General features: G+C 71.9%; 10 protein-coding genes. 6 read left to right on the top strand and 4 right to left on the bottom strand.

Translation table 11 applies throughout. The annotated features are described in order from the left end of the window. Positions 1 to 18 precede the first annotated feature (18 nt). Both BN1555_RS24820 and BN1555_RS24815 read right to left on the bottom strand, forming a co-directional pair. Positions 19 to 975: an SCO1860 family LAETG-anchored protein gene (locus BN1555_RS24820; RefSeq protein WP_107081131.1), complete on the bottom strand. Its 957-nt coding sequence runs from the start codon at positions 973 to 975 to the stop codon at positions 19 to 21. A 235-nt stretch (positions 976 to 1,210) separates the two neighbouring features. Then, positions 1,211 to 2,302: an amidohydrolase family protein gene (locus BN1555_RS24815; protein WP_093801446.1), complete on the bottom strand. Its 1,092-nt coding sequence runs from the start codon at positions 2,300 to 2,302 to the stop codon at positions 1,211 to 1,213. A gap of 73 nt (positions 2,303 to 2,375) precedes the next feature. On the opposite strand from BN1555_RS24815, the gene BN1555_RS24810 reads away from it, so the two are divergent. The 6 genes from BN1555_RS24810 (at position 2,376) to BN1555_RS24785 (ending at position 7,499) form a co-directional block, all read left to right on the top strand. Further along, positions 2,376 to 3,482, top strand: a complete 1,107-nt coding sequence (locus tag BN1555_RS24810; protein ID WP_093801445.1) for a pyridoxal-phosphate-dependent aminotransferase family protein — start codon at positions 2,376 to 2,378, stop codon at positions 3,480 to 3,482. A gap of 300 nt (positions 3,483 to 3,782) precedes the next feature. Continuing rightward, positions 3,783 to 4,316, top strand: a complete 534-nt coding sequence (ectA, locus tag BN1555_RS24805; RefSeq protein WP_176710124.1) for a diaminobutyrate acetyltransferase — start codon at positions 3,783 to 3,785, stop codon at positions 4,314 to 4,316. A 48-nt stretch (positions 4,317 to 4,364) separates the two neighbouring features. Further along, a complete protein-coding gene (ectB, locus tag BN1555_RS24800; RefSeq protein WP_093801444.1) occupies positions 4,365 to 5,633 on the top strand; it encodes a diaminobutyrate--2-oxoglutarate transaminase in 1,269 nt (422 codons plus the stop codon). Positions 5,634 to 5,711: 78 nt separating this feature from the next. Next, entirely contained in the window at positions 5,712 to 6,110 is a 399-nt protein-coding gene (locus BN1555_RS24795) for an ectoine synthase (protein ID WP_069929355.1), read from the top strand. Positions 6,111 to 6,113: 3 nt separating this feature from the next. Then, the gene (gene thpD, locus BN1555_RS24790; RefSeq protein WP_093801443.1) at positions 6,114 to 7,028 is read left to right on the top strand and encodes an ectoine hydroxylase; all 915 of its coding nucleotides are present in this window, start codon (positions 6,114 to 6,116) and stop codon (positions 7,026 to 7,028) included. Positions 7,029 to 7,283: 255 nt separating this feature from the next. Continuing rightward, positions 7,284 to 7,499 (top strand): hypothetical protein, encoded by a 216-nt coding sequence (locus BN1555_RS24785; RefSeq protein WP_093801442.1) that lies wholly within the window; start codon positions 7,284 to 7,286, stop codon positions 7,497 to 7,499. Positions 7,500 to 7,560: 61 nt separating this feature from the next. Here the strand turns inward: BN1555_RS24785 and BN1555_RS24780 are convergent, their stop codons facing one another. Together BN1555_RS24780 and BN1555_RS24775 are read right to left on the bottom strand one after the other, a co-directional pair. After that, on the bottom strand, positions 7,561 to 8,622 hold the full coding sequence (locus tag BN1555_RS24780; protein WP_093801441.1) for an aminotransferase class V-fold PLP-dependent enzyme: 1,062 nt from the start codon (positions 8,620 to 8,622) through the stop codon (positions 7,561 to 7,563). A gap of 284 nt (positions 8,623 to 8,906) precedes the next feature. Further along, on the bottom strand, positions 8,907 to 10,436 hold the full coding sequence (locus BN1555_RS24775) for an aldehyde dehydrogenase (NADP(+)) (protein WP_093801440.1): 1,530 nt from the start codon (positions 10,434 to 10,436) through the stop codon (positions 8,907 to 8,909). Positions 10,437 to 10,518: the final 82 nt, after the last annotated feature.

Below are 10,518 nucleotides of genomic sequence, written 5' to 3'. Positions count from 1 at the left end.
GGGCGAAGGCCCCGGCCGTCAGGCCCGGTTACGGGCGCGGCGGGTGCGGGCCACCGCCAGGGCGCCGGCGCCGGCCGCCAGCAGCAGGCCCGCGCCGCCCGCCAGGTACGGCGTCGTGGAGTCGCCGCCGGTCTCGGCGAGGTTCGCCTCGGCCGCCGTCTGGGGCTTCACGTCCGGGGCCGGAGCCTCCTTCGGCTTCTCCGCGGGCTTCTCCGCCGCCGGCTTCTCCTCCGCCGGACTCTCCACCGCCACCGGAGCCTTGGGCGGCTTCGGTGACTCGCACGTCGCTCCCGCCAGCGTTACCGTGCCCTCGACCTCGGCGACGTTCAGCTTCAGCGGATTCACCGACACCTTCAGTTCGAGCGCCGTGGCCGCGGCCGTGCGCGAGGTGGTGTGCGTCTTCGACAGGTCGAGCGTCACCACGCCCACGGCAGGCACGTCGACCCGCGTCGGCCCGCCCGCCGACAGCGTGACCTTCCTGCCGAGCACGGTCACCGCACCGAGCACGTTCGACTCGGCCACGGGCTGCCTGCCCGCCTCGCACAGCGCCTTCGACGTGACCTTCTCGACCTCGATGAGCGAGAGCAGCGGCAGCCCCGGCACATGCACCCTGGCGTGCGCGAGGTTGGTGTAGCCCTCGGCCCTGTGCGCGTCGGCCGCCGCCTTCGCCGTGGCCACGTCGGCGCGCAGTACGCTGACCGGCCTGCCCTGTTCCACGCCGTCCAGCCGGACCGTCAGCGCGGTCTTCTCCGCGCTCGCCGGGGCGTTCACCTCGTTGAGGGTGGTCGTGAGCGGCACATTGACGCTCTTGTTGAGCAGGGACACGTCGAGCCCGGTACGGAGCACGACGGCGCTCGCCTTCCCCTCGCCGCCGCCCTCGGTGGCGTGCGCCGCCGGAGCGGCGGCGAGCAGGGCGGCGGGACCCGCGGTCAGCGCGAGGGCCGCCGCGGCGGCTGCGGACCGGCGTGCGGGCATGCTGAAGATGGTGCTGTTCAAGGTGGTGGAACCCCCACAAGTGACACGGCGCCGCCCGGCGCACTCCACGGGGACACGCGGGCGCCGGCGGCTGAGACACGGGAATCCTTACGCACTTCGAGTGAACGGTCAGCTACCTGGAGTCAGTTCACTCCAAAGGGGGTCTTCCGAGCCCGCATTCGAATCCGCCGGGTCTCCGGGCACGGACGTTCGCGCCCGTTCCCGTCAGCTCCCGTCAACCGACGATCCGCCCGTTCAGGATGATCCGCCGCGGCGCCGCCAGTACGCGCACGTCCGCGCGCGGGTCCTCGTCGTACACCACCAGGTCGGCGGGGGCACCCTCCTCCAGCAAGGGGCGCCCGAGCCACTCGCGCGCCCCCCACGCCGTCGCCGACAGCGCGTCCAGGGCCGGGATGCCCGCCTTCACGAGTTCGGCGACCTCGTCCGCCACCAGGCCGTGGGCCAGCGAGCCGCCCGCGTCCGTGCCGACGAAGACGGGCACGCCCGCGTCGTACGCCGCGCGCACCGTGTCGTACCGGCGCTCGTACAACTGCCGCATGTGCGCCGACCAGCGCGGGAACTTCGCCTCACCGCCGTCCGCGAGATGCGGGAACGTCGCGATGTTGACCAGGGTCGGCACGATCGCGACACCGCGTTCGGCGAAGAGCGGAATGGTGTCCTCGGTCAGGCCCGTGGCGTGCTCGACGCAGTCGATGCCCGCCTCGACGAGGTCGCGCAGCGAGTCCTCGGCGAAGCAGTGCGCGGTGACCCGGGCGCCGAGCCGGTGCGCCTCGGCGATGGCCGCCTCGACCTCGCCGCGCGGCCAGCACGCGCCCAGGTCCCCGGTCTCCCGGTCGATCCAGTCGCCGACGAGCTTGACCCAGCCGTCGCCGCGCCGGGCCTCCCGCGCGACGTACGCGACGAGGTCTCCGGGCTCGATCTCATGGGCGAAGTCACGGATGTAGCGACGGGTACGGGCGATGTGCCGGCCCGCCCTGATGATCTTCGGGAGGTCGGCGCGGTCGTCGATCCAGCGGGTGTCGGACGGCGACCCGGCGTCGCGGATCAGCAGCGTGCCCGCCTCCCGGTCGGTGATCGCCTGCTTCTCGCTGGTGGCCTCGTCGACCGGGCCGTGCCGGTCGAGCCCTACGTGGCAGTGCGCGTCGACCAGACCGGGCAGCGCCCATCCCTCGACGACCTGCGCGTCACGTACGCCGGCGGGCCGTTCGTACGTGATCCTGCCGTCCACGGCCCACAGTCCGTCCCGTACGTCGTCGGGCCCCGCGAGCACCCGTCCCCTCACCCGCAGCACCGTGTGATCACTCATGCGCAGCACTCTACGAGGGGGCGACTACGCTCGGCCCGGAGAGACCGAACACTGATCCGAAGAGAGCTCCGCCGTGACACATCCGCTTCTGGACCTGGCCCCGCTGACCGCCGCGCACTTCGCGGCCATCGAACGCCGGGTCGCCTCGCTGCTCTCCACCGAGCAGGACGTGGTCATCATGCAGGGCGAGGCGCTGCTTCCCCTCGAAGGCTGCATCCGCGGCGGCGCCCGTCCCGGCTCGGCCGCGCTGAACGTGGTGACCGGGCCGTACGGGCAGACCTTCGGGAACTGGCTGCGCGACTGCGGCGCGGCGGTCTTCGACCTGGCCGTCCCGTTCCACACGGCGGTCACCGCCGAGCAGATCGGGCAGGCGCTCGACGAGCACCCGGAGATCGACTTCGTCTCGCTGGTGCACGCGGAGGCCGCGACCGGCAACACGAACCCGGTCGCGGAAATCGGTGAGGTCGTACGGGCCCACGGCGCCCTCTTCATGCTCGACGCGGTCGCCTCGGTGGGCGCCGAGCCGCTGCTGCCCGACGCGTGGGGCGTGGACCTGTGCGTGATCGGCGCGCAGAAGGCGATGGGCGGCCCGGCCGGCGTCTCGGCAGTGTCGGTGAGCGAGCGCGCCTGGGAGCGGATGGCCGCCAATCCGGCCGCTCCGCGCCGTTCGTACCTCTCCCTCCTGGACTGGAAGGAGCGGTGGATCGACGGCGGCCGCAAGGCGCTGCTGCACGCGCCCGCGCAGCTGGAGATGCTGGCGCTGGAGGCGTGCGTGGAGCGTATCGAGGCGGAAGGTCTCGACGTGCTGATGGCCAGGCACCGCGCCGCGGCTTCGGCCACGCGCGCGGGTGCGATCGCGCTGGGCGGCGGCCTGGAGCCGTACGTCCACGCGGCACGCGACGCCGCGCCGGTGGCCACGACGCTGCGCGTCCCCGCCGGGGTGGACGCGTCCGAGGTGGTCGCGAAGGCGCTGGCCGCCGACCCGTCGCTGCCGTTGATCGCGGGCGGCGGTGCGCTGTCCAAGGAGATGATCCGAGTCAATCACTACGGCATCGATGCCACACGGGGCGTGGTCCAGTCGTCGCTCGGCGCGCTGGGCGCGGCACTGAGCGAATCGGGAAGGCAGGTCGACTTCGAAGCTGCCCGAAAGGTCGTTACGGAAACCTGGCCCGGCGAATAGATTCCCCGAATTAAATGAACTCCCGATAACGGGAAGCTGCCTTTATCAGCGCAGCTTCCCGTTTTCTTATGCCCGCTTGCACCGACCCTAAACGTGGAGGTTTCAAGTAAAGATCGGGTGGTTTCAGGGATGTGATCGACCCCACATCATGGGTGATTTGCCCGGTAATTTCCCATCAAATCGCCCGGATTCGCAGTCTGCTCGCGCGAAGTGCGCGCCCGTGCGATAACACAGATCCCTCTTCCACCCAACCCCCACTCGCGATGCATTTTTTGAATTCGCTGGGTAAATTGCATCCGCATGACCGCCGCACAAGAAGACCTTGCACGGACCCGAAGCGAATTCCTGCAGATCGAAGCTCCGCGAGTCGAGGACGGAGCCGCGATCTGGCGCATCGCCCGCGACTCCAAGGTCCTGGACCTCAACTCCTCGTACAGCTATCTGCTGTGGTGCCGCGACTTCGCGGCGACTTCGGTCGTGGCCCGGGACGTCCCCGGGGGCGAGCCGATCGCGTTCATCACGGGCTACGTACGCCCCGAGCGCCCCGAGACCCTCGTCGTCTGGCAGGTCGCCGTCGACCACGCCCACCGCGGCCGCGGGCTGGCCGGCGCGCTCCTGGAGGCGCTGACCGAGAAGGTCGCCACGCACCAGGGGGTGAAGGTGATCGAGACGACCGTGACCCCGGACAACACCGCCTCCAACCGGCTGTTCACCTCGTACGCCGAGCGCCGCGGGGCGCCCCTGGAACGCGAAGTGCTCTTCGACGACAGGCTGTTCCCCGAGGACACGCACCTGCCCGAGGTGCTGTACCGCATCGGCCCTCTCGCTGCCTGATCCGCCCTTCCCGACTTCTCTCCCCTTCTTCTCTCCCAGGAGACCGCTGTGACCATCACCCCTCCCGCCCTGAGCGTCTTCGAGACCCTGGAATCCGAGGTACGCAGCTACTGCCGCGGCTGGCCGGCCGTCTTCGACCGCGCGCAGGGCAGCCACCTCCACGACGAGGACGGCCACACCTACCTCGACTTCTTCGCCGGCGCCGGGTCACTCAACTACGGTCACAACAACCCGGTACTGAAACGGGCGCTGATCGACTACATCGAGCGCGACGGCATCACCCACGGCCTCGACATGGCGACGACCGCGAAGCGCGCCTTCCTGGACACCTTCCAGAACGTGGTGCTGCGGCCGCGCGACCTGCCGTACAAGGTGATGTTCCCGGGCCCGACCGGTACCAACGCCGTCGAGGCCGCGCTGAAGCTGGCCCGCAAGGTCAAGGGCCGCGAGTCGGTCGTGTCCTTCACCAACGCCTTCCACGGCATGTCGCTGGGTTCGCTCGCCGTCACCGGCAACGCGTTCAAGCGGGCCGGCGCCGGCATCCCGCTCGTACACGGCACCCCTATGCCGTTCGACAACTACTTCGACGGCACCGTCGAGGACTTCCTGTGGTTCGAGCGGCTGCTGGAGGACCAGGGGTCCGGCCTCAACAAGCCCGCCGCGGTGATCGTCGAGACGGTGCAGGGCGAGGGCGGCATCAACGTCGCCCGCGCCGAGTGGCTGCGCGCGCTCCAGGATCTGTGCCACCGCCAGGACATGCTGCTGATCGTCGACGACATCCAGATGGGATGCGGCCGCACCGGCGGCTTCTTCTCCTTCGAGGAGGCCGGCATCACGCCGGACATCGTCACCCTGTCGAAGTCCATCAGCGGTTACGGCCTGCCGATGTCGCTGTGCCTGTTCAAGCCCGAACTGGACATCTGGGAGCCGGGCGAGCACAACGGCACCTTCCGCGGCAACAACCCCGCGTTCGTCACCGCCACCGCCGCGCTCAACGCCTACTGGGCCGACGGCCAGATGGAGAAGCAGACCATCGCCCGCGGCGAGCAGGTCGAGCGCGCGCTGCTGGCCATCGTCGACGAGAACGACGGGGCCGGGGCCTCCTTCCGGGGCCGGGGCCTGGTCTGGGGACTGGAGTTCGCCGACAAGGAGCGCGCCACGGCGATCTGCCGCCGCGCCTTCGAGCTCGGCATGCTGCTGGAGACCTCGGGTCCCCAGAGCGAGGTCGTGAAGCTGCTGCCGGCGCTCACCATCTCCCCCGACGAACTGGACGAGGGGTTGCGCGTCCTGGCCCGCTCCGTCCGCGAGACCGCCTGACCACGAGGCCGCCCGACCACGAGGCCGCCCGACGGCCCGACCGTTTCATCGCAGTACCACAGAAGGGCTCGACTCACCGTGATCGTCCGATCGTTCAAGGACATTGAAGGCACCGACCGCCATGTGAAGGCCGCTTCCGGCACCTGGGAGAGCAAGCGCATCGTGCTCGCCAAGGAGAAGGTCGGCTTCTCGCTCCACGAGACCGTGCTGTACGCGGGTACGGAGACGTCGATGTGGTACGCGAACCACATCGAGGCCGTCCTGTGCACGGAGGGCGAGGCCGAACTCACCAACGACGAGACCGGCGAGACCCACTGGATCACGCCGGGCACGATGTACCTGCTGGACGGCCACGAGCGCCACACCATGCGTCCCAAGACCGACTTCCGCTGCGTGTGCGTCTTCAACCCTCCCGTCACCGGACGGGAGGACCACGACGAGAACGGTGTCTACCCGCTGCTGACCGAGGAGGTCTGAACCATGACCGACGTACTGACCCCGCGCACCGAGACCCCCCGCGCCGACCTCTACCCGACGCGCGGCGCCGCCGAGGTGACCACCCCCCGCCAGGACCCGGTCGTCTGGTCCGCGCCCGGCGCGCCGGGACCCATCGAGCCCGCCGAACTCATGGGTTTCGAGCGGGACGGTTTCCTCACCGTCGACCAGCTCATCACCCCGGACGAGGTGTCGCTCTACCGGGCCGAGCTGGACCGGCTGGTCGCCGACCCGCAGGTGCGGGCGGACGAGCGCTCGATCATCGAGCCCACGTCCCAGGACGTACGGTCGGTCTTCGAGGTGCACCGCATCAGTGAGGTCTTCGCGCAGCTGGTGCGCGACCCCCGGGTGGTCGGCCGGGCCCGCCAGATCCTCGGCTCGGACGTGTACGTCCACCAGTCGCGGATCAACGTCAAGCCGGGCTTCGGGGCCTCGGGCTTCTACTGGCACTCGGACTTCGAGACCTGGCACGCCGAGGACGGTCTGCCGAACATGCGCACCGTGTCCGTCTCGATCGCGCTGACCGAGAACTACGACACCAACGGCGGTCTGATGATCATGCCGGGGTCGCACAAGGAGTTCCTGGGCTGCGCGGGCGAGACGCCCAAGGACAACTACAAGAAGTCGCTGCAGATGCAGGACGCCGGCACGCCGTCGGACGCCGCGCTGACGCGCATGGCGGACCGGCACGGCATCAGGCTCTTCACGGGCAAGGCCGGTTCGGCGACCTGGTTCGACTGCAACTGCATGCACGGCTCGGGCGACAACATCACGCCGTACGCGCGCAGCAATGTCTTCATCGTCTTCAACAGCGTGGAGAACACGGCGGTCGAGCCGTTCGCGGCGCCCGTGCCGCGGCCGGAATTCATCGGGGCGAGGGACTTCACGCCGGTGAAGTAAGCGGGAGGCCGGGCGGCGCGAGCCCCCGGGACGGGCGGGCGGGACCGGTTCGGTGGAACCGGTCCCGCCCGCCTCGCGCTTGCTCCAGGTGTCGCGGGTGGCCCCGGCGCCTCGGACGGTCGGCGCCGGACAGCCGGACAGCGGGTGTATCCCTTCTCGCCGCCCGTCGGGCTCCGTGCGCCGCCGCCCGGCCCCGCGGACCGGCGGGCCGCCCTCGTCGGGGCGGCCGGCCGGCGCTGCGGCCCGAGGACACGGGTGGAGCAGAGCCGGCAGCAGCTGGAGGAGGCCACACCGGCCGGGTTCGACGAGCCCGGGCGCAGGGAACTGCTGCGGCTGCTGGGCGGCGTGGGGGCCGGCCGCTGCCCGCAGGCGCGCGAGGAGGTGCGGTCCGCGGCGCAGGCGTGCGCGACGGACTCCGCTCCTGGCGGCTTCGCCCCGTCCGGGGAGCGGGGCCCGGGGAGCGGGGCCTGAGTGCCGACGTCCGGGATCCGGTGCCGGGCACCGGGTCCCGGGGCAGCACCCCGGCGGCGCTTCAGCCGGCGAGCACGTCCAGCGCCCGGTCCACATCGGCGTCGGTGTTGTAGAGGTGGAAGGACGCGCGCAGGTACCCCGCGCGCACGGAGGCGACGATGTCCGCCTCCGTCAGCGCGTCGAGCCGGTGGGCTAGCCCCGGCGTGGCGACGACCACGGAGTCGGCGGGAACCGGCGCGTGGCCGAGGGAGACGAGCCCCTCCCGGAAGCGGGCGGCGAGCGCGGTGGTGTGGGCCCGTACGCTCTCGACGCCGATCTCCTCCAGGAGCGCGAGGGACTGCTCGGCGCCGACGTACGGCAGGGAGGGCGGCGGCTCGTCGAACCGGCGGGCGCTGCGGGCGAGTTCCGCGACGGGGCCGTACGTACTGCTCCAGATGTCCTCGCCGGCCATCCACCCCGCGTGGAACGGCGTGAGGGCCTCCTGCGCCTCTTCGGCGACGGTGAGGAACGACACGCCGCGCGGCGCCATCAGGTACTTGTAGGCACCGGTGACGGTGTAGTCGAAGCCCCCCGCGTCGAAGGGCAGCCAGCCCGCCGCCTGGGTCGCGTCGACGAGGGTGCGGGCGCCGTGGACGGCGGCGGCGGCCCGTACGGCGGCCAGGTCGGCGACGCGTCCGTCGGCGGACTGCACCGCGGAGAAGGCCACCAGGGTGGTCTCCGGGCGCACCGACTCGGCCAGGGTGTCCAGCGGCGCGTACCGCATCTTGAGGTCCCCGCGGACCGCGAACGGATTCACCACCGAGGCGAAATCGCCCTCGGCGCACAGGATTTCGGCTCCGGCGGGAAGTGAGGCCGCGATCATCCCGACATGGACGGCCACCGCACTGCCGAGGGCGACCCGCTCGCCGGGAACGCTGACGAGCCGTGCGAAGGACGCGCGGGCGGCGGCCACGGTGTCGAAGCCGCTCCCGCCGTCGGGGCTGCCGGTCGCGTTCAGCTCGGCCGCGGCCCTGACGGCCTCGACACCGCGACGGGGCAGCAGCCCGCAGGTGGAGGTGTCGAGGTACGTCGTCTCCGGCGCGAACTCGGCGCCTACGGCTTCGGTGAGAGTGAGGGGCTCCATGCCCCCCACTCTGCTGCCTCACCGACTCCCCGTCCATCACGTATGCGTGGCGGACACCCCCGAGCGACGCTCACGCGTGGCTCCCGCTGTCGGCGAGGCGGCTCATCCACGCCTGTTCCGGCGCCCGGGTGAGGACCTCGGCGGGCTGCCCGCCGAGATCCGCCCCGGGACCCGGTCCTCGATCGCCGGACGGGCTCGGCACCGCCGCTCCTGGACAGTCGCCGGCCCGTCGGGCGGCGGGCGGTCGAGGACACACCCGCAGGGTGTCCGGGGCGGAGCCCCGGTTACTCCAGCCGTCCGTCCACCCGCCGCGGCAGCCCCTGCGGGTTGTCGTCGCGCAGCTCCGGCGGGAGCAGCGCCTGCGGCGTCGACTGGTAGGTGACCGGCCGCAGCCAGCGCTCCACGGCCGTCGCACCCACCGACGTGGACGTGGACGTCGTCGCCGGGTACGGGCCGCCGTGGTGCTGGGCGGGGGCGACCGCGACCCCCGTCGGCCACCCGTTGACCAGCACGCGGCCGGCGAGCGGGGTCAGTTCCGCGAGCAGGCCCGGCCCGGTGTCCCCGTCACCCGCCAGCTCCTGCGTGGACAGCTGGAGGGTGGCGGTGAGGTTGCCGGGCAGCCGGGAGAGCACGGCGGTGATCTCGGCGGGGTCGTCGTAGCGCGCGACGACGGTGACCGGCCCGAAGCACTCCTCCAGGAGCAGGTCGTGCGCGCCTTGGGCGGCCAGCCGCCGCGCCGGTACGGTCAGGAACCCCGCGCTCACCGCGTGCTCGCCGCCCTCGCCCGGGGCCACCGGGGCCTCGGTGTCCGGCAGCGCGGCCCGTTCCCGTACGCCGGAGACGAACGCGTCCCGCATCCGGTGGTCGAGCATCACGCCGGGACCGGCGCCGCCGACGGCCTCGGCCAGGGACTTCAGCATCCGGTCGCCGGCCTCACCGGCCGGGGCCAGGACGAAACCGGGCTTGGTGCAGAACTGCCCCGATCCCAGCGTCAGGGAGCCCGCGAGCCCGGCGCCGATCTGCTCGGCCCGCTCCTCGACGGCCGCCGGAGTGACCACGACCGGGTTGAGGGAGCCGAGTTCGCCGTGGAAGGGGATCGGGGCGGGGCGGGCCGCCGCGGCGTCGAAGAGCGCCCGGCCGCCGCGCACCGAACCGGTGAAGCCCGCGGCCGCCACCAGCGGGTGCTTGACCAGCTCGACGCCCGCGTCGAAGCCATGGAGCAGGATCACCACGTCTTCCGGCAGGCCCACCTGGGCCGCCGCCCTGCGCAGCACGGACACGCAGAGCTCGGAGGTGGCGGGGTGGTCGGGGTGCGCCTTGACGACGACCGGGCAGCCCGCGGCGAGCGCGCTCGCGGTGTCGCCGCCGGGCACCGAGAAGGCGAGCGGGAAGTTGCTGGCGGCGTAGACGGCGACGACGCCCAGCGGGATCTTGTAGCGGCGCAGGTCGGGCCAGGGCGGCGTCCTGGCGCCGTCCTCGTGGTCGATCCTGATGTCGAGGAACGCGCCCTCGTCGACGACGTCCGCGAACGCCCTGAGCTGGGCGGTCGTACGGGCGAGTTCGCCGGTCAGCCGGACCGGGCCGAGCGCGGTCTCCGCGTCGGCGGCCTCGACGACGTGCCGCTCCGCCTCGTCGAGGAGGCCGGCCGCGGTACGGAGCAGGGCGGCCCGTACCGCGCGGTCGGCGAGGGCCGGGCGAGCGGCGTGCGCGGCCCGTACCGCGCGGTCGACGTCCTGGGCCGTGGCCTCCACCGCGACCTGCTCGCGCGGGTTCCCGGTTCGGGGGTCGACACTCCAGACTGGTGTTGCTGCCACCGTGGCGTCCTTCCAGCTGTTCGGTATTCTGAACAGAGTTCCTGATTCTGAATATGCTGGGACTCTAATAACGGGCGTTCTG

It is taken from the genome of Streptomyces sp. Wb2n-11 (assembly GCF_001049855.1).
Taxonomy (GTDB): domain Bacteria; phylum Actinomycetota; class Actinomycetes; order Streptomycetales; family Streptomycetaceae; genus Streptomyces; species Streptomyces altiplanensis.
The sequence above is the reverse complement of the archived record's forward strand: the minus strand, read 5'-3'. Positions and strand labels throughout refer to the sequence as shown.